Raw genomic sequence first — 18,070 nt, 5'->3', positions numbered from 1 at the left:
TTCTTAATGAATACCCATTTGCATTGCAAGGCGTCTATCTGCCTTGGCGTAGTCATCACCCATTGTGTACATATGTCTTGAAAGAGCAGAAAGCTCTTGTTCGTAATCCCTCAGGGTGTACAAGGCATTCAGCTGTTTTTCGTGTGAATAAAAGGAGGAATGCGACTGTTCCATCCTCACTTCGTCTACCAGTGCTTCCACATCACTATGACTTAATAAATCATAGTGGCCAAAGCCTACGAGTCCTTTAAGCTCTTGTTTTACATGATGGACGGCGTCTTTTACACTTTCATCCATTCCATCGATTTTTTCAAATACAGTGTGCACTTCATGTTCAATAATGCTTTGCAGATCATAGGATGAATTTTTTAGTAAATGGGATTTTATGATAATTTCAAGTCCGCTTTGTGCATATGCACGTCCAGAATGAATTTCTTGCAGCAGCATGGCTGTAAAACTTGTATTATGATCAAGCTGTTCATCTAAAATACGGGCAGATCCATTCGGATGGAATGAATATCCATTTGCTTTGAATTCACCTGAAACGAGAGCTAAAAAAGCATTTGTATCAAAGGATTCGTTCCATTCTATATTCATAGATGCAAAAGCTGATTTTAAAAAGGTGTCAATTTCCCTTTTTTTGTATTTAACGGATTCTTGGACTGAGTCTTGCTGCCGTGGCGGTACGGTGTACTTGACTTGCCCAACTCCTTGATCATGACGATTGAGTAAACCGACGTAATGACTAGGCTGAATATATTCAGTCAACATGCGTTTATATTGACCTTGCTGCGCCTTTTGCTGAATCGAAGGCGACAGGATACTCCATATATTTGGGCTGTCAAAGGTAACGGCTTTTTTGACAGCTGGCTGTTCTGTTGCAACATAAGCACAAACAGCACCGGCAAGTGCTTGTCCAGTGAGATGGATACCTGCATTCGGATGCTTCTGACAGACTTTCTCTATGTATTCCTTCCCTTTAAAAAAGACATGGTCTTGATTGCCGTCAAGGGACTTTCTTTCAATTGGATAGGCATAGTCTGTTTTGAGCAATGACTGTGCCGCATTGTGTACATCTTGCTTAGATGTCACCCTCATTTGATGTGGCAGCGGACAGTGAAAAGCGACGATGAATTCATCTGATTGTTCCGGCTGCATCGTTAAACCATATAATTTTTGGTCGATCTTTAGAAAATCGTGGACAGTGAGTGTTTGCTGACCTATTTCTATCGTATGGTGCTGCTGGTAATTGTCGATATTTCCAGCATGATCGGATATGATTTTATATTCTTTATCAGTTAATCTATCCTTTCGATTGACCATCGTACCTGCTCCCTCACATAACATTTATGCAGATATCATAAATCAAAAAATATGGAAAAACCACCGCGTTCTACCAATAAAAACCTTTTGACCTACAGTGTTTGTGACAATATTGAAAAAAAACGGAGTTTAAGTAACTATTGGTCACAAATAAAATGATCTAAAAGGAGGGTTTTTTCTCTAAAAAAGAATAGGATGAACGATTGAAAGAGACTCTTTGTTTTGTGCATTGCCCTTCATCGCCGTTTTTTTGTACAATAGATTCAATGAAGTGAGCAAGGAGAGGTGAAGGCTGATGGCAGACAAAGCGTTTGGGTTACATGATGTTGTAGAAATGAAAAAGCCCCATCCATGTGGTGCCAATCGGTGGAAGGTCATTCGTTTGGGCATGGATATCCGTATTAAATGTGAAGGCTGCGGACACAGCGTGATGATCCCAAGAAGAGATTTTGAACGAAAAATGAAGAAAATTCTCGTCAAGCATGAGGAGCCAACTGCTTAAGTAGGCCTCATGCTTTTTTTATTAAATTTGTCTTTTCTATAGCAAAGCCAGGTGCATCTTCTCGTTTTGAAGCATTGATTTATTCTTTTTGACGATGTTTCTTCTATTGAAAATGCATGATGGTTAGCTTGTCTTTTCATGTAAACCTACTTATAATTGCTCTAGGTTCATATTACGCAGTATAACGAGCACGTTTGATATAGAGGAGATGAAAGAATGGCTTTAACAGCTGGTATTGTTGGCTTACCTAACGTCGGGAAGTCAACGCTATTTAATGCAATTACACAGGCTGGAGCGGAGTCTGCTAACTATCCGTTTTGTACTATTGATCCAAACGTCGGAATTGTAGAAGTTCCTGACGAGCGTTTACAAAAGCTAACAGAATTGGTGCAGCCGAAAAAGACAGTTCCCACTGCTTTCGAATTCACTGATATTGCGGGTATTGTCAAAGGTGCATCTAAAGGTGAAGGTTTAGGGAATAAATTCCTTTCTCATATTCGACAAGTAGATGCGATTTGTCACGTGGTTAGAGCTTTTGCAGATGATAACATTACACACGTAGCTGGTAAGGTTGATCCTGTGGCAGATATTGAAACGATTAATCTCGAATTGATTTTGGCTGATTTAGAAACAGTTGAAAAGCGTTTAGCTCGTGTGAGTAAGCTTGCAAAACAAAAGGACAAGGAAGCAGTAGCTGAATTTGAGATTTTGTCGAAGCTAATGAACGCATTTGAAGCTGGGAAATCGGCAAGATCTGTAGAATTTACTGATGAGCAGCAAAAGCTTGTGAAACAGCTTCATTTACTCACATCTAAACCAGTTCTTTATGTAGCAAATGTGAGTGAGGATGAAGTAGCGGATCATGAGGGCAACGAATATGTACAGCAAATCCGTGAGTTTGCTTCTGGTGAAAACGCTGAAGTTATCGTCGTTTGTGCGAAGATCGAGTCTGAAATTGCAGAGCTTGAAGGAGAAGAGAAGCAAATGTTCCTTGAAGAGCTTGGTATTAATGAGTCAGGGCTTGATCAGCTAATTAGAGCATCTTACTCTCTTCTAGGATTAGCTACGTATTTCACAGCAGGTGAGCAAGAGGTACGTGCTTGGACATTTAAAAAAGGAATGAAAGCGCCAGAATGTGCTGGAATCATTCACACAGACTTCGAGCGTGGATTTATTCGTGCTGAAACGGTTGCGTATGAGGATTTACTAGCTGGCGGAAGCATGTCTGCTGCTAAAGAAGCAGGAAAAGTTCGTCTAGAAGGTAAAGAATATGTAGTGAAAGATGGAGACGTCATTCATTTCCGTTTTAATGTATAGGTTCTTGTCATAGGCCAAGTAATTTGTTATAATATACAATTGTGAGTAATATAATTTATTGCTCCTTGCCCGTTTAGGGCCGCTTAGACCAAAAGGAGGTGCAATCAGATGAGAAAGTACGAAGTTATGTACATCATCCGCCCAACAGTTGACGATGAGGCTAAAAAAGCAGTTATCGAGCGTTTCAATAACGTGTTAACTTCTAACGGTGCGGAGATCACTGGAACAAAGGATTGGGGTAAACGTCGTCTTGCATACGAAATCAACGATTTCCGTGACGGTTTCTACCAAATCGTAAACGTTCAATCTGACGCTGCAGCAGTTCAAGAATTTGACCGCTTAGCTAAGATCAGTGACGATATCATTCGCCACATTGTTGTTAAAGAAGAAGTATAAATCATTGAAATATATATTTAAAGGTGGTCTTTCAATATGCTAAACCGTGTTGTATTGGTCGGAAGACTAACAAAAGACCCTGAGCTTCGCTACACGCCTAATGGTGCGGCTGTAGCCACGTTTACTCTAGCTGTGAATCGTACGTTTACGAATCAATCTGGAGAGCGTGAAGCCGATTTCATTAACTGTGTTACTTGGAGAAGACAAGCCGAGAACGTGGCTAATTTCTTGAAAAAAGGAAGTCTTGCCGGTGTAGACGGTCGTTTGCAGACAAGAAACTATGAAAATCAGCAAGGACAGCGTGTCTTCGTGACAGAGGTTCAAGCTGAAAGTGTTCAATTTCTTGAGCCTAAGAGCGGCGGTGCTGGTTCAGGTGGATACAGCGGCGGTGGCAATAGCGGAGGCCAGTATTATGGCGGTAGCCAAAACGATCAGAATCCATTTGGAAATGAACCAAGTCAAAATCCATATGGCAATCAAAACAACCAAAATCGTAATCAGGGAAATAGCTTTAATGATGACCCATTTGCGAACGATGGTAAACCGATTGACATCTCCGATGATGATTTGCCATTCTAATTGATCTGAAAAAATGACTAAAGGAAAGGTGTGAAAACAAATGGCAGGTGGACGCAGAGGCGGTCGTGCGAAACGTCGTAAAGTATGTTTCTTTACTTCTAACGGTATCACGCACATCGATTACAAAGATGTTGATCTTCTTAGAAAGTTTGTTTCTGAGCGTGGTAAAATTTTACCTCGTCGTGTAACAGGAACTAGCGCTAAGTATCAACGTAAATTGACTTTAGCGATCAAAAGATCACGTCAAATGGCATTACTTCCATACGTTACTGGTGAGTAAGTCGTTGACTTAAAAAGCGGAGAGCCCCGAGCTCTTCGCTTTTTTTATTTTCCTCACTGTGAATCTCATCTATTTTTGCTAGAGTTGTTTTTGACAGTCAACCGAAGGGAAGTATGTAAAAGTGACAGTTTATTCTATACAAATATGAGGTTGATCTGTCATATTGATAGTCTAGAAAATAATTGCAGTCAGGGCGTGGGAAGATGATTGAATTTAAAAAGGTATCGATGCAATTTTCCGATGAGCGCTATGCCGTTCAATCCGTTGATTTGGAGATTCAGAAAGGTGAGTTTTTTGTATTGATTGGACCTAGTGGCAGCGGGAAAACGACGACATTGAAAATGATCAATCGTCTCATTTCTTCTACAGAAGGTGAGATTTACATAAAGGGTCAAAAAATAAGTGATTATGATATGTATGAGCTGCGCTGGGATATCGGTTATGTTTTGCAGCAAATTGCGCTTTTTCCTCATATGACCATAGAAGAAAATATTGCTGTGGTGCCAGAGCTTAAACAATGGAGCCGGAATGAGACCAATCAGCGTGTCGATGAACTCATGTTGATGGTCGGGCTTGATCCTGCTATGTATCGGCATCGAAAGCCAGCAGAGCTCTCTGGTGGACAGCAGCAGCGTGTCGGTGTGGCACGTGCACTTGCAGCTGATCCTGAGATTGTCCTGATGGATGAACCTTTTAGTGCGTTAGATCCACTAACGAGGGAGAAATTGCAGGATGATCTACTTGATTTGCAGCGCCGTATACAAAAAACCATTGTTTTTGTGACGCATGATATGCAGGAAGCTATGAAGCTGGGTGATCGGATTTGTGTGATGAATGAAGGAAAAGTAGTGCAGATCGGACGTCCTGAGGAATTGGTTCAACATCCAGCCAATGCCTTTGTACAGGAGTTTGTTTCAGGGGCTGCCCGCCATGTGGGACATCAAGCTTTTGAGCTGGAAATCTTGGCACAACCGATAGCCCACGAAGCTCTTTTACCCTATGAGGCGGTCTCAGCACATGCCTCACTGGATGAAGTCTTGTCTCAATTGGCAAAGCACGAGGAATTGGCTGTTGAAAAGAATGGAGAGCGGATTGGACTAGTGAATCGTCAAGCAGTGATTCAGTATTTAGCTGATTCTCCTAAAGAGAGGGGCGAGTCACATGAATGATTGGACCCGTGTGTTATGGGAACGCAAAGAACAATTGGGACACGCCTTACTTGAGCATATTCAAATTTCTTTTATTGCTTTATTTTTAGCGATTTTGATTGCTATTCCATTAGGTATCTATTTAACGAGGGTTCCAAAGCTAGCGGAGTGGGTCATCGGGGTGACGGCCGTCTTACAAACGATTCCGTCGCTCGCACTTCTTGGCTTGTTGATTCCTCTTGTGGGGATTGGGCAAGTACCTGCGATTATTGCGCTTGTGGTCTATGCCCTACTCCCTATTTTAAGAAATACATATACAGGCATTCAGGAGGTTGATCCTTCTCTGAGAGAAGCGGCGCTTGCTATGGGGATGAATCATCGCAAACGGTTATTAAAGGTGGAGCTTCCTCTTGCCATGCCAGTCATCATGGCAGGTATCCGAACCGGGATGGTACTCATTGTGGGGACTGCCACCCTGGCAGCACTGATCGGGGCGGGGGGATTAGGAAGCTTAATTTTGCTGGGAATTGATCGAAATGATATGTCTCTCATTGTCATTGGCGCGATACCAGCTGCCTTACTCGCTCTATTATTTGATGTGGTGCTGCGTACCTTTGAGAAAATTTCCTTTAAAAAGACTGTGATCTCTGTGACTGTTTTTACTCTGATTGCAGGAGCAGTTGTCGCTGCCCCCGTGCTGTTTCAGCAAGGAAAGAAGGAAATCACCATTGGCGGGAAGTTAGGATCAGAGCCTGAGATTTTGATCTCGATGTATAAGCTTTTAATTGAACAGGATACAGATATTCAAGTGAACCTGAAGCCCGGTCTTGGTAAGACATCCTTTGTTTTCCAGGCCTTACGCTCTGGTGATATCGATATTTATCCTGAGTTTACTGGTACAGCAATTTCTGAATTCCTCAAAGAAACAGCAAAAAGCACAGATAAAAGAAAAGTGTATGAGCAAGCGCGGCGTGGATTGGAATCGTCCTTTCAGCTTCGCCTTCTTGAGCCCATGGCATACAACAATACATATGCTTTAGCCGTGCCGCAGTCACTGGCTGATCAATATGAAGTGTCCAACATTTCAGATCTAGGTAAGATCAAAAACCGCATAAAAGCTGGATTCACCTTAGAGTTTTCTGATCGTCAGGATGGGTATCGAGGCATTCAAAAAGCCTATCAATTTTCCTTTGACGATGTTGTGACGATGGAGCCGAAGCTACGGTATCGTGCGATTCAAAAAGGAGATATCAATTTAGTCGATGCGTATTCGACAGACAGTGAATTGAGACAATACAAATTAAAGGTGCTTCATGATGATCAGCATGTTTTCCCGCCATATCAAGGAGCACCGCTGCTCAGGCAGGAGACATTAACTGAATTCCCTGAGATTGAGACCTCTCTCAATAAGCTTGCGGGTCAAATCACAGACGATGAGATGAGAGAAATGAATTATGAAGTCAATGTGAAGGGGAAGGATGCATTTCAGGTAGCGAAGGCCTATTTAAAAAAGAAAAAATTGTTGAAATAATCAAGGGAAAGCAGGGCTGTTTCATGCAAAACAGCTCTGCTTTTTTAAAAGAAAAACAAAAATCATTGACATTTACTTAAAAACATAATATCCTTAATTCGAGATAAATATATTTTTTTGATCTAATATCTCGAATTCGAGATAATATAAAGACGTCAGTAAAGACATAATGAATAGAGGCTTATTACTTCATGATTAGGAGGTCATTAGAAGTGAAAAAAACAGAAGGAATTCACCATATTACAGCTATTGTCGGTCATCCTCAGGAGAACGTTGATTTTTATGCAGGTGTTTTAGGACTTCGTCTCGTGAAGAAGACCGTAAATTTTGATGATCCGGGCACATACCATTTATATTTTGGAAATGAAGGCGGCTCTCCAGGGACCATTATTACGTTTTTCCCTTGGCCGGGGGCACAAAAAGGTCAAATTGGTGCAGGGCAAGTGGGCGTGACGACATATGTTGTACCGACAGGCGCTTTCTCTTTCTGGAAGGATCGTCTTGAGCAGTTTAATGTTTCTTATGAAACGGTTGAACGCTTTGGCGAAGCTTTTCTCTCATTTGAAGATCCACATGGCTTATTGATTGAGCTAGTAGAACGTGCGGAAGGAAAGCAAAACGAGTGGACATTTAATGGTGTCACACCAGATGTAGCCATTAAAGGATTTGGCGGAGCTGTTTTATTAACATCACAGCCGGAGCAAACGATGCAGCTGCTAGAGCAAACGATGGGACTTGAACGAGTCGGAGAAGAAGGAGACTATGTGAGATTCCGTTCGTTTGGTGAAATAGGCAATGTCATTGATGTGAACATCACACCTGTTCCACGAGGACGTATGGGTGTTGGAGTTGTGCACCATATTGCATGGAGAGCAACAGATGATCAGGACCAATTAGATTGGCAAAGCCATATTGCACAAAGCGGGTATCAAGTGACACCTGTGCAAGATCGAAATTATTTTAATGCTATTTATTTTAGAGAGCTTGGCGGCATATTATTTGAGATTGCTACTGATCCTCCAGGGTTTGCACACGATGAATCAGTGGAAACAATGGGTGAAGCATTGAAACTGCCACCGCAATATGAGACGCAGCGCAGTCAGATTGAACAAATTGTACTGCCAATTGAAGTGAGAGAAGTTAAAGGGAAAGGAGATTCATGATGAAGCATCTTTTTCGAAAAGGAAAGAATGAACAAAAACCTGTGCTGTTATTACTGCATGGAACTGGCGGGACGGAAGAAGATTTATTGCCGCTTGCACAGATAGTAGATCCTGATGCATCTGTTCTTAGTGTGAGAGGGAATGTATTAGAAAACGGCATGCCGCGTTTTTTCAGACGTTTGGCAGAGGGTGTATTTGATGAGCAGGATTTGATTGAGCGTACAGAGGAACTATATACATTTATCGGCGAAGCAGCTGATGAATATGGGTTTGATCGTCACAATGTGGTGGCTATCGGATATTCCAATGGGGCAAACATTGCTGGAAGCTTGTTATTCCATTATGGGGATGCTTTAAAAGGAGCTATCCTGCATCATCCAATGGTTCCAAGACGCGGGGTTTCGTTGCCTTCATTAGCGGGGAAGCAAGTCTTTATAGCAGCTGGTGAAAATGACCCAATGTGCCGTCCAGAGGAATCACAGGAGCTGGAGCAATTGCTGCAGGGTGCAGGCGCATCGGTTACACTTCATTGGGAAAATCGCGGACATCAGCTAACGAGAGAAGAAGTCGATGCTGCGGCTTTATGGTATCGTCGTCAATTTTAAATAAGGTGGGGAATACAGGTGGGATTTTTACAGAAGCTTTTTGGGCAAAACAAACAAAAGGAGCTGGAACAAATGGAAAACGTAAAATTAGCGATTATTTATTATAGTTCAACAGGTACAAACTATCAGATGGCGAAATGGGCTGAAGCTGGAGCAAAAGAAGCTGGCGCAGAGGTCAAAGTATTAAAGGTTGCTGAATTGGCACCAGAAGCAGTTGTCGCTTCAAATCCAGCATGGAAAGCACATTTAGACGAAACAAAGGATGTGCCAGAGGTTCAATTAAGTGATTTAGAGTGGGCAGATGCCATCATCTTTAGCATGCCGACACGTTTCGGTAACCTGCCAGCTCAAATGAAGCAGTTCTTAGATACAACAGGCGGCTTGTGGTTCCAAGGTAAATTGGCAAACAAAGCAGTCAGCGCGATGACTTCAGCTCAAAACGCAAATGGCGGACAGGAGCAGACGGTTCTCAGCCTATATACGACGATGTTCCACTGGGGAGCCATTATTGCCGCTCCTGGATACACAGATGATTCCTTATACGGTGCAGGGGGCAACCCTTATGGCGTAAGTGTCACTGTTGACCAAAATGGAAAAATCCAAGAGGATGCAGAAGCAGCTGTGAAACATCAGGCAAAACGTACAGTCAATGTGGCAGAATGGATCAAAAAAGGTCAAAACGCTTAATAGATGTATACAAAAAGAATGCAGCCTCGCCGCTGCATTCTTTTTTTCATTAATAAGGATCTGATGGTGTGCTGTTGTTGATGGCTTCGTCCACGGCTTGAGCAGCAACATGTAATAAGTAGAGACTAATTATAAAAAACTTGTTTTTATCAGTATAGCATTTCATTAAAAAATTCTAATTATCCTTAAAAGTGAAATATAAAAAAATATATCCATTTAAAGAAGTGTGTCTATTCTAATATTTGTAAAATATATTTATGCGTGATAATTTTACCTTAAATGTAATAATATATATAAATTTCAATTATTTATTGATTAAAAATTCATTTTTGTGTATTATTATACTATAAATTACTACTAATAAAAATAATTTAGGGGAGATAGTTATGTTAATAAAGGAATTAGACACGCCAATTAGTATTGTGAATGTTATTGATTTTGATATTGACGTAGAAAAAATGAAAAATAAGTTAAGAAAAGCTTATAAGGATTATGAGAATGATAATTATTTAGTTCAGAAAAATAAAATTGAGATTTTACAAGCACATTTATCACAAGATGAGTTAAAGAAAATAGGAAATGAAATTTGGATAAAGATTTATAAAAATGAGATTGCAGATAATGATTTACATAATATTTTTCCAAGTATACCGAACGAGGTCATTCTCAGTTTCTCATCTCTTCAACCTTCGAGAAAGCGTCTTATTTCTGAGTGTGAATTAAATTGGGATGGAGAAAGTTGGGTTATTAAAAGAGTTCCTTGTAGTTCATTTCAACAATCAGAAGCAACTATTTCTACTAATGATTTAGATTACCGTTTAATTCCTCGGAAATTCAAGGAATTACCTGAGTTTTTGTTTGATGAAGATTTGAAGAAGATTATTATTCAAGTAGGTAATAAGGTTAAAAAACATAATACGGCAGTGAAAAAACTAAGTATAGCAATTCATCATACCTTAGTTCTCTGTATTCCAGATCAAGTAAGTTCTAACTCTCCAGAAGGAATTCATCAAGACGGAATGGATTATATAGTATCTGCATTGGTAGTAGAAAGAAATAATATTAGTGGTGGAGAAAGTATTATTTATGGTGCAGATGCAACAACACCTTTACTTAATATTACATTACAATCTGGTCAAGGTATTTTTCAGCCAGATAAAGGAACCGATTTATGGCATGAGGTTACCCCCATTTCTTTAGTGGATCCAAAACATTCAGGATATAGATCAACTATTGGCTTCGATGTTTTGATTATGGAGTGATACTGTGAATAAAAATTCCAATCCTAATTTAAAGTTACTTGAAGATACATATGCTGTATCTAAAGTTTCAAATGAATCTTTGTTTGTTAACCTTAATCAAGTTTTTTGTATTATGAAAGAAGCACATGTAACAACTTATATTTACAAACAAAATCAAATAGAAGATGAATATTTCTTAGAAGTTTCACATGGATGGAGAGTACTAAAAATTGATGCAACACTCGACTTTTCCCAAACCGGAGTTTTGCATTCTATTATTACCCCCTTATCAGAATCCGAAATTAGTATTTTAGCTGTTTCGACTTTTGATACTGATTACATTTTTGTTAAGGAAGAAGATTTAGATAAGGCATTATATACACTTAAGATTGCAGGGTATCAATTTAATTAGTGAAGAAGAGCGGGTTGAATGTATGAATGAATTATTAAGAGGAGCATTAATCTCTGGTAGTCTTATAATAGCTATTGGTGCTCAAAACGCCTTTGTTCTTAAACAAGGGTTGCTGAAAAACAATATTTTTTGGGTTTCGTTAACTTGTTTTCTTTGTGATTTATTTTTAATATTTATCGGCGTTTTAGGAGTGGGATCTATAATTAGTAGCAGTACTATTGCTACCGTCACTCTAGCACTTGCGGGTGGACTATTCCTAGGGATCTATGGATTAAAATCATTTCGAAGTGCTTTGCTTATGTCTAATGCCATGGATATTAACCAAGATACTGAAATATTTCCTATTCACAAAACTATCTTATTAACATTGGCTATTACACTTCTTAATCCTCATGTATACTTAGACACGATCGTTATCGTAGGCGGTGTTGCTGGCACACTAACATGGGATGAAAAAATTCAATTTTTATTTGGGGCTTTAATCGCTTCATTTATATGGTTTTTTGGAATCGGATATGGTTCTAGATGGCTCATCCCTATATTTAAAAAGCCATTAGCTTGGAGGATATTAGATTTTGGTATTGGATGTTTAATGATTTGGCTTTCCTATCAACTCATCCAGTTTGCTTTTATAAGTATGTAACTAAAATGCACAGTTTCAAATGAAACTGTGCATTTATTTATACTAAGTCAGACGTCTTGAGGAACGTTGTACAACATTAACAATGCTTCAAACAGTTAAATTAGATGAATTTGTGTGATTAACAATTGGTCTTAATGAGTTTAATATGCATTCTTTTTTTCATTAATAAGGATCTGATGGTGTGCTGTTGTTGATGGCTTCGTCCACGGCTTGAGCAGCACCTGTAGAGCCGATAGGTCCGCTTGGCTGCTCTTGTTTAAAGGCTTTTAAGCCGTCAGCGACACGCTTTCCGTAATCAGGGTCTGCTTTTGTAAAGTTTTCAATCATTTGGTCTTGAATGTCCTTTTGACATGTCGCAAGAGTATTGACTAAGTTCTTAATCAGTTCCTCACGCTCCCAATCATTAAAACGGCGATACGTTTCTCCCGCTTGTCCAAAATTGTTTGGGCGGTCAATGGCTTCTCGTTTGACTTCACCTTCTACAAAAGGCGTATGATCCTTTCCATCCTGTTTGGCTTCTTTTAATCCTCCGAGGATCGATGGCTCATAATTCACATGGGGATTTTGGCCTTTGCCTTGATCGACATGGTATTCCATTTGACCGTCTCTCTGATTGGTGGCGACATGCTTTTTCGGTGCATTGATCGGCAGCTGTAAATAGTTTGGCCCTACACGATATCGCTGCGTGTCAGAGTAGGAGAAGGTACGGCCTTGAAGCAATTTATCATCTGAGAAATCTAAACCGTCTACGAGTACACCAGTCCCAAAGGCAACCTGCTCGACTTCTGCGAAATAGTTTTCTGGATTTTTGTTTAATACCATCCGTCCGATTGGTTTCCATGGATAGTCATCCTTGTACCAAAGCTTTGTCGGGTCTAGCGGGTCAAAGTCGAGGTGAGGGTGGGCATCATCTTCCATGATCTGTGCATATACCTCCCATTCAGGATAATCTCCTTGCTCAATCGCTTCATATAAATCCTGTGTGGCATGGTTAAAATTTTCTCCCTGGATCGCTTGCGCCTGTTCTTGGGTCAGGTTGCGAATGCCTTGTTTCGGTTCAAAATGATATTTAACCAGCACCGCTTTTCCTTCATGGTTGACCCATTTGTACGCATGGACACCTGAGCCTTGCATGTGCCGGTATGTAGCTGGGATGCCCCATGGTGAAAAGAGAAATGTCACCATATGCGTCGCCTCAGGTGATTGTGAGACAAAATCAAAAATACGCTCGCCGTCCTGACGATTGGTGACAGGATCAGGCTTAAAGGCATGAACCAAATCAGGAAACTTTAAAGCATCTCGAATAAAGAAAATTTTCAGGTTGTTCCCTACGAGATCCCAGTTGCCTTCCTCTGTATAAAATTTAATCGCAAACCCTCTCGGATCGCGTAATGTTTCTGGCGAATGACCGCCGTGAATCACAGAAGAAAAACGAACAAAAACAGGCGTCTTTTTCCCTTTTTCCTGAAACAATTTTGCTCTCGTATAGGTGGAGATGGGTTCATCCCCGAATGTGCCGTAGGCTTCAAAATACCCGTGAGCTCCAGCACCGCGTGCATGAACAACACGTTCAGGGATGCGTTCACGATCAAAATGACTGATTTTCTCTAGGAAATCGTAGTTTTCAAGCGTAGTGGGTCCTCTATTCCCAACAGTTCTCATATTTTGATTGTCTGTTACGGGATGACCTTGCCGATTTGTTAAGGTTTCTTCTGACTCTGAAGATGGTTTAGGCTGTTGATCTTCTTTCAATTCGAATCCCTCCTTCAATATCTCTCTAACAATATGGTCATGTTGCTCCCTATTTCATACAAGGATTGATATAATGATTGAAAACTTTCACGAGGAGCGAGCCTGATGATTCGATTACACTGCCTTCACGCCCATCCATCCAATCAGTCATATATAGAAGATGCTTTTGGTGATACAGATGTTGATTTGCATCACACGGTCGATTCATCATTTATAGAACGCGCGACACAAGATCCTGCATTTGTTCAACACAAGCAGCAAATGTATGCTATCAACAGATTAAAACAAGAAAGTGAAGCCGATCTCATTCTGCTCACGTGTACACAATACATTGCCGCTTTGGGTGATCAGCAGCACCTTTTTAAACAACCGATTGTTCCGATCGATGAACCGTTATTTGAGCTGATTTGTGAGAAACAAAGGCCTCTTCAACTGGTGTTTTCCAACCCAGATACAGTGGAAGGGACGATGCAGCGGCTTGAATCATATGCCACAGAGAGGGGCAAACAGGTTGAAGTAGAAATGGTTGTGATGGAGGATGTCTTTCATCTCTGCCTAAACGGTGATATGCAAGCTTATGATGAACAAATCAAGGAGCAGCTGAGAAGATGTATGAAGCAAAAAGGGAGAGACATTTGCGTGATGCAGCTTTCGATGGTTCATGCGGCAAAGCAGGTGGAGCGGGAGACAGGCGTTTCTATCATTCATCCGCTTTCTCCACTAAAACAGTTTGTCCATCAAACACTATCCGCTTGGAAGGAGTGAACCCATTAGGTTCGCTCTTTTTGTATAGGAACGTAAATGCGAGACATGTTAAAAAATAATCGAGCGCAAACTATTTTCAAAAGGTGCGCGTCTATCCAATGTAAGAAATAACAGATGCGCATTTAAGATAAAGGAGCTCTTTGTAAAATGAAGAAACGAAAAATAGACGATCAATTTGCGGATTACGTCATGGAACATAAACACAGTTTTTATCGGTTGTCCTATAGTTATGTCAAAAACCCAGAAGATGCTATGGATGTTGTTCAGGAGGCCATTCATAAAGCACTCAAATCTGTTCACCGATTAGAGGATGCGAGCAAGATGCATAGCTGGTTTTATAAAATCGTGGTGAACGCTGCCCTAGACTTTTTACGAAAGAAGAAGCGGGTGCAGGTGACAGATGATGATACGCTTGAATTCTTATCTCAGGGTGAATCAGATGTATACGAGGATCAAGACGTCAAACGGGCTATAGAGGATTTGCCTGAGATGTATCGAGTCGTCATTATTTTGAGATTCTTTGAAGATTTAAAACTAGAGGACATCGCCCAGATTCTCGATGAAAATGAAAACACCATTAAAACAAGATTATATAAGGCGCTGCGGCTTTTAAAAGTAGAATTATCACAGGAGGAAATATAAATGGATAAGTATTTGGAACATTTAAAAGATGAATATTTAGAAATTCCTATTCCACCGGAATATGATGCGATGGTTGAACGAACGTTAAAAAGAAAAAATAAAAAACCTCATTTTCAGCAATGGACCATAGGGCTTGTTGCGGCGGCAGCTCTTTTTGTTACAACGGTTAATGTCAGTCCACAGGCAGCAAGAGCGATTTCAGAGGTGCCTGTCATTGGCGAGCTGGTGAAAGTCGTAACGTTTACAGAATTTAAAAAGAGCGATCAAGGAACGAATATTGATCTCAAAACACCACACGTTTCAGGACTTGGGGACGGAACATTACAAGACAGCCTGAATCAAAAATATTTAGCTGAAAACAAAAAGCTGTATCAAGATTTTGAAAAGGAAACAAAGGGTTATAAAAATGGTCATTTAAGTGTTGAGAGCGGTTATGAAGTGAGAACGAACAATGATCAAATCCTTTCACTAGGCCGATACAAGGTGACGACTCAGGCTTCTGCGGCAGAGGAAATGACGTATGATACGGTTGATAAGAAAAACCATGTACTCATTACATTACCAAGCCTGTTTAAAGATGATCGTTATATTGATGTGATTAGTGAAAATATTAAAGAACAAATGAAGAAACAGATGAAAGAGGATTCAGACAAAATATACTGGATTGGCAAGGAAGAAACAGATCCATTTAAGAAAATTAAGCCGGATCAAAACTTCTATATCAATTCAAAAGGAAAGCTTGTGATTTCCTTTAATGAATATGATGTGGCTCCTGGTTACATGGGTGTTGTTGAATTTACGATCCCAACAAGTGTGCTAAAGGATGTTCTCGTTAGTGATATGTATATTCATTAAAAAGAATATAGACAAAAAAGACTGCTGAATGATTCAGCAGTCTTGTCGTGTTTTATTAAGAAAGTGCGTCTGTCAGTGCAGGTACGACTTGTTTCTTTCTTGATACAACACCTTTTAGTAAAGCTGTGTTGTTTTCAAGCGTGACGTTAAATGCTTTTTCTACTTTTGCTGCTTCTGCACCTAGTGCAAGAGCAAGGGAGTCATTTTCTAAAATGTCTGTGATGACTAAAACAAATAGATCAAGACCTTTTGCTGCAATGACTTCATTAATTTTTGCTTCAATGTCAGCCTGTCTTGCTGTCACTTCAGCGATATCTACTGTATTGACTTGTGCAATTTCCACTTTACTTTTGCCTAGTGCGAATTCTTTTGCATCAAGTGTAATTAATTCTTGAACCGTTTTTTGGCTTAGATCAGCGCCTGCTTTCAGCATGTCTAGGCCGTAAACTTCTGGATCTACCCCTGCGATTTTTGCAAGCTCATGTGCAGCATCAATATCTTGCTGTGTGCATGTTGGGGATTTGAATAGTAAGGAATCAGAAATGATCGCAGATAAAAGCAAACCAGCGATTTCTTTTTCAATCGTCACTTGGTTTTCTTTATACATTTTGTTTAAGATCGTTGCTGTACAGCCTACAGGCTCTGCACGATAGTAAAGAGGTTCACTTGTTTCAAAGTTGGCAATACGGTGGTGGTCAATGACCTCAGTTACTTGTACTTGATCAATATCGCTTACACTTTGCTGGAATTCGTTATGATCGACAAGAATGACTTGCTTTGTTTCGTTTGCAGCCGTTTCAATGAAACGAGGTGCTTCTTGTTTAAAGAAATCTAATGCGTATTGTGTTTCTCCATTAATTTCTCCAAGTCTGACGGCTTCTGCCTGAACGCCGATTTTGTTTTTCAGATCAGCGTAAGCAATAGCAGAGCAAATCGTGTCTGTGTCAGGATTTTTGTGTCCGAATACGAGTGTTTTTCCCATGTGAATTCTCCTTCTTACATTTATTGATGATGTTTCTATTCTAACAGCTTTTGACCTTGAATTCAGGGTTTATAGCTAAGAATAATCTAAAAAATTGTAACATGCTGTTTGAAAACTTGCATATGCCATTCCATATCGGTGTTCCACGTGAAACGCTCCCAGGACAGCCTGCATTTTACTTGAGATTTACCGCTATGGTAAAATAAAGGTTGGGGCAAGACATGATGGAGCTGACATCATACGTATACATAGAAGTACACATTGAGCAAGATATAGACAAAAGGATTGGATAGAGGTGAAGGTGTGAAACAAACAAAAGCGTTAGTAGAGGGCGCAATCATGATCAGTATTTTCGCGGTCATGACGCTGTTTTATTTGTATGTGCCGCTATTATCCATTATTTTCTTTCTAGCTGCTCCGATTCCAATCATTCTCTATACAATCAGACACGGCTTGAAAAAGGGAATTGCTGCTGGCGCTATTGGCATAGTGATCAGCTTTTTAATTGGGTCTATAACTGGACTCATGAGTGCACCTATTCTGATTGCTGTCGGTTTAGGCATGGGTGTTTTCTACAGCAGAAGGCAGCCCGGGAATGCCATCATTACAGGTGCGCTGATCTATTTGTTCAGTTTTCTCATCTCCTTTGTTGTCAGTGTTCAGCTTTTTCAGATCGATATCATGAGTATCGCGAAAGAGTCAATTGAGCAAATGATGCCGATGGTAGAGAGTGTTTTAAAGCAATCCGGGGCTTCTGAAAAGGACATAGCCAAACAGCTCAAACAGTTTAAAGATATGCAGGATACGGCATTAAGTGCTTTACCTGTAGCGTTATTGATTTTGGTCACCCTGATGGCTTTCGTGAATCACTGGTTCGTGCAGCCTCTGATCAAACGGTTTGTCAAAGACATGCCGTCCTTGAAGAAATTTAAGGATATGCGGCTGCCAAAAAGCATGGTATGGTATTATTTACTCACATTGCTTTTGATGCTGATTCAGACGGAAAAAGGCAGCTTTTTATGGCTCGTTCAAACGAGTGCGTTTCAAATTTTATTTATACTGGTGCTTATTCAGGGATTTTCTTTTCTCTTCTATTATTGCCACGAAAAAAACATCTCAAAAGCGGTACCCATTTTCGCTGTCGTGTTAACGGTTTTCTTTCCGCCGATCGGTGTGATTGTGCGAATTATAGGGATTGCTGACATAGGCTTTGATTTAAGAGAAAAAGTAAAAAACAAATAATTCAC

Annotated in this window: 20 protein-coding genes; 17 read left to right on the top strand and 3 right to left on the bottom strand. The window is 40.2% G+C overall.

Going from position 1 to position 18,070, the window contains the following annotated elements:
* Positions 1 to 3: 3 nt before the first annotated feature.
* Entirely contained in the window at positions 4 to 1,323 is a 1,320-nt protein-coding gene (locus tag MHB67_RS18790; protein WP_044333164.1) for a phage hydrolase, read from the bottom strand.
* Positions 1,324 to 1,618: 295 nt separating this feature from the next.
* Between MHB67_RS18790 and MHB67_RS18785 the strand changes: the two genes are divergently transcribed.
* From MHB67_RS18785 to MHB67_RS18725, 13 genes are all read left to right on the top strand, one after another.
* Complete coding sequence (locus MHB67_RS18785; RefSeq protein ID WP_008347561.1) at positions 1,619 to 1,825, top strand: DUF951 domain-containing protein; 207 nt, start codon at positions 1,619 to 1,621, stop codon at positions 1,823 to 1,825.
* A gap of 216 nt (positions 1,826 to 2,041) precedes the next feature.
* A complete protein-coding gene (gene ychF, locus MHB67_RS18780) occupies positions 2,042 to 3,142 on the top strand; it encodes a redox-regulated ATPase YchF (protein ID WP_024424059.1) in 1,101 nt (366 codons plus the stop codon).
* Positions 3,143 to 3,250: 108 nt separating this feature from the next.
* Positions 3,251 to 3,538, top strand: coding sequence for a 30S ribosomal protein S6 (rpsF, locus tag MHB67_RS18775; protein ID WP_024424058.1), 288 nt, complete (start codon positions 3,251 to 3,253; stop codon positions 3,536 to 3,538).
* 36 nt (positions 3,539 to 3,574) lie between these two features.
* Positions 3,575 to 4,117, top strand: coding sequence for a single-stranded DNA-binding protein SsbA (gene ssbA, locus MHB67_RS18770; RefSeq protein WP_007497456.1), 543 nt, complete (start codon positions 3,575 to 3,577; stop codon positions 4,115 to 4,117).
* Positions 4,118 to 4,157: 40 nt separating this feature from the next.
* Entirely contained in the window at positions 4,158 to 4,397 is a 240-nt protein-coding gene (rpsR, locus tag MHB67_RS18765) for a 30S ribosomal protein S18 (RefSeq protein ID WP_008359105.1), read from the top strand.
* Between the two features lie 203 nt (positions 4,398 to 4,600).
* Entirely contained in the window at positions 4,601 to 5,566 is a 966-nt protein-coding gene (locus MHB67_RS18760) for an ABC transporter ATP-binding protein (protein WP_342492710.1), read from the top strand.
* The gene (gene opuFB / locus MHB67_RS18755) at positions 5,559 to 7,076 is read left to right on the top strand and encodes an osmoprotectant update ABC transporter permease/substrate-binding subunit OpuFB (RefSeq protein WP_257802261.1); all 1,518 of its coding nucleotides are present in this window, start codon (positions 5,559 to 5,561) and stop codon (positions 7,074 to 7,076) included. The genes MHB67_RS18760 and opuFB overlap by 8 nt, the downstream gene beginning before the upstream one ends.
* Positions 7,077 to 7,267: 191 nt before the next feature.
* Positions 7,268 to 8,239, top strand: coding sequence for a ring-cleaving dioxygenase (locus MHB67_RS18750; protein WP_044333140.1), 972 nt, complete (start codon positions 7,268 to 7,270; stop codon positions 8,237 to 8,239).
* Positions 8,236 to 8,844: an alpha/beta hydrolase gene (locus MHB67_RS18745; RefSeq protein ID WP_044333137.1), complete on the top strand. Its 609-nt coding sequence runs from the start codon at positions 8,236 to 8,238 to the stop codon at positions 8,842 to 8,844. Before MHB67_RS18750 ends, MHB67_RS18745 begins: the two co-directional genes overlap by 4 nt.
* Before the next feature lie 72 nt (positions 8,845 to 8,916).
* Positions 8,917 to 9,531 carry an NAD(P)H:quinone oxidoreductase gene (gene wrbA / locus MHB67_RS18740; RefSeq protein ID WP_034283654.1) on the top strand — a complete coding sequence of 205 codons (615 nt, stop codon included), beginning with the start codon at positions 8,917 to 8,919 and terminating at the stop codon, positions 9,529 to 9,531.
* 386 nt (positions 9,532 to 9,917) lie between these two features.
* Positions 9,918 to 10,793 (top strand): 2OG-Fe dioxygenase family protein, encoded by an 876-nt coding sequence (locus MHB67_RS18735; RefSeq protein WP_197173060.1) that lies wholly within the window; start codon positions 9,918 to 9,920, stop codon positions 10,791 to 10,793.
* A gap of 4 nt (positions 10,794 to 10,797) precedes the next feature.
* Positions 10,798 to 11,184, top strand: a complete 387-nt coding sequence (locus tag MHB67_RS18730; RefSeq protein ID WP_212052991.1) for an ACT domain-containing protein — start codon at positions 10,798 to 10,800, stop codon at positions 11,182 to 11,184.
* A 22-nt stretch (positions 11,185 to 11,206) separates the two neighbouring features.
* On the top strand, positions 11,207 to 11,827 hold the full coding sequence (locus MHB67_RS18725; RefSeq protein ID WP_148960867.1) for a LysE family transporter: 621 nt from the start codon (positions 11,207 to 11,209) through the stop codon (positions 11,825 to 11,827).
* Positions 11,828 to 11,989: 162 nt separating this feature from the next.
* On the opposite strand, the gene katX is transcribed toward MHB67_RS18725, so the two are convergent.
* A complete protein-coding gene (katX, locus tag MHB67_RS18720) occupies positions 11,990 to 13,579 on the bottom strand; it encodes a catalase KatX (protein ID WP_064498946.1) in 1,590 nt (529 codons plus the stop codon).
* A gap of 105 nt (positions 13,580 to 13,684) precedes the next feature.
* Between katX and MHB67_RS18715 the strand changes: the two genes are divergently transcribed.
* The 3 genes from MHB67_RS18715 (at position 13,685) to MHB67_RS18705 (ending at position 15,841) form a co-directional block, all read left to right on the top strand.
* Positions 13,685 to 14,344: a hypothetical protein gene (locus MHB67_RS18715; protein ID WP_073208199.1), complete on the top strand. Its 660-nt coding sequence runs from the start codon at positions 13,685 to 13,687 to the stop codon at positions 14,342 to 14,344.
* Between the two features lie 147 nt (positions 14,345 to 14,491).
* On the top strand, positions 14,492 to 14,986 hold the full coding sequence (locus MHB67_RS18710) for an RNA polymerase sigma factor (protein WP_073208195.1): 495 nt from the start codon (positions 14,492 to 14,494) through the stop codon (positions 14,984 to 14,986).
* The gene (locus MHB67_RS18705; RefSeq protein WP_073208192.1) at positions 14,987 to 15,841 is read left to right on the top strand and encodes a DUF3298 and DUF4163 domain-containing protein; all 855 of its coding nucleotides are present in this window, start codon (positions 14,987 to 14,989) and stop codon (positions 15,839 to 15,841) included. It begins immediately after the preceding gene.
* A gap of 55 nt (positions 15,842 to 15,896) precedes the next feature.
* Here MHB67_RS18705 and MHB67_RS18700 read toward each other — a convergent pair whose 3' ends face one another.
* Positions 15,897 to 16,823, bottom strand: a complete 927-nt coding sequence (locus tag MHB67_RS18700) for a manganese-dependent inorganic pyrophosphatase (RefSeq protein ID WP_024424048.1) — start codon at positions 16,821 to 16,823, stop codon at positions 15,897 to 15,899.
* Positions 16,824 to 17,126: 303 nt separating this feature from the next.
* Between MHB67_RS18700 and MHB67_RS18695 the strand changes: the two genes are divergently transcribed.
* The gene (locus MHB67_RS18695) at positions 17,127 to 18,065 is read left to right on the top strand and encodes a YybS family protein (protein WP_142927729.1); all 939 of its coding nucleotides are present in this window, start codon (positions 17,127 to 17,129) and stop codon (positions 18,063 to 18,065) included.
* Positions 18,066 to 18,070: the final 5 nt, after the last annotated feature.

This window comes from Bacillus sp. FSL H8-0516, from assembly GCF_038635285.1.
In the GTDB taxonomy this organism is placed as follows: Bacteria; Bacillota; Bacilli; order Bacillales; family Bacillaceae; genus Bacillus; species Bacillus safensis.
The sequence above is the reverse complement of the archived record's forward strand: the minus strand, read 5'-3'. Positions and strand labels throughout refer to the sequence as shown.

What these genes read in the sequence shown, in the direction of transcription:
- MHB67_RS18790 (WP_044333164.1), bottom strand. Translation starts at nt 1,323, where the DNA reads ATGGTCAATCGAAAGGATAGATTAACTGATAAAGAATATAAAATCATA.
- MHB67_RS18785 (WP_008347561.1), top strand. Translation starts at nt 1,619, where the DNA reads ATGGCAGACAAAGCGTTTGGGTTACATGATGTTGTAGAAATGAAAAAG.
- ychF (WP_024424059.1), top strand. Translation starts at nt 2,042, where the DNA reads ATGGCTTTAACAGCTGGTATTGTTGGCTTACCTAACGTCGGGAAGTCA.
- rpsF (WP_024424058.1), top strand. Translation starts at nt 3,251, where the DNA reads ATGAGAAAGTACGAAGTTATGTACATCATCCGCCCAACAGTTGACGAT.
- ssbA (WP_007497456.1), top strand. Translation starts at nt 3,575, where the DNA reads ATGCTAAACCGTGTTGTATTGGTCGGAAGACTAACAAAAGACCCTGAG.
- rpsR (WP_008359105.1), top strand. Translation starts at nt 4,158, where the DNA reads ATGGCAGGTGGACGCAGAGGCGGTCGTGCGAAACGTCGTAAAGTATGT.
- MHB67_RS18760 (WP_342492710.1), top strand. Translation starts at nt 4,601, where the DNA reads ATGATTGAATTTAAAAAGGTATCGATGCAATTTTCCGATGAGCGCTAT.
- opuFB (WP_257802261.1), top strand. Translation starts at nt 5,559, where the DNA reads ATGAATGATTGGACCCGTGTGTTATGGGAACGCAAAGAACAATTGGGA.
- MHB67_RS18750 (WP_044333140.1), top strand. Translation starts at nt 7,268, where the DNA reads ATGATTAGGAGGTCATTAGAAGTGAAAAAAACAGAAGGAATTCACCAT.
- MHB67_RS18745 (WP_044333137.1), top strand. Translation starts at nt 8,236, where the DNA reads ATGATGAAGCATCTTTTTCGAAAAGGAAAGAATGAACAAAAACCTGTG.
- wrbA (WP_034283654.1), top strand. Translation starts at nt 8,917, where the DNA reads ATGGAAAACGTAAAATTAGCGATTATTTATTATAGTTCAACAGGTACA.
- MHB67_RS18735 (WP_197173060.1), top strand. Translation starts at nt 9,918, where the DNA reads ATGTTAATAAAGGAATTAGACACGCCAATTAGTATTGTGAATGTTATT.
- MHB67_RS18725 (WP_148960867.1), top strand. Translation starts at nt 11,207, where the DNA reads ATGAATGAATTATTAAGAGGAGCATTAATCTCTGGTAGTCTTATAATA.
- MHB67_RS18715 (WP_073208199.1), top strand. Translation starts at nt 13,685, where the DNA reads ATGATTCGATTACACTGCCTTCACGCCCATCCATCCAATCAGTCATAT.
- MHB67_RS18710 (WP_073208195.1), top strand. Translation starts at nt 14,492, where the DNA reads ATGAAGAAACGAAAAATAGACGATCAATTTGCGGATTACGTCATGGAA.
- MHB67_RS18705 (WP_073208192.1), top strand. Translation starts at nt 14,987, where the DNA reads ATGGATAAGTATTTGGAACATTTAAAAGATGAATATTTAGAAATTCCT.
- MHB67_RS18700 (WP_024424048.1), bottom strand. Translation starts at nt 16,823, where the DNA reads ATGGGAAAAACACTCGTATTCGGACACAAAAATCCTGACACAGACACG.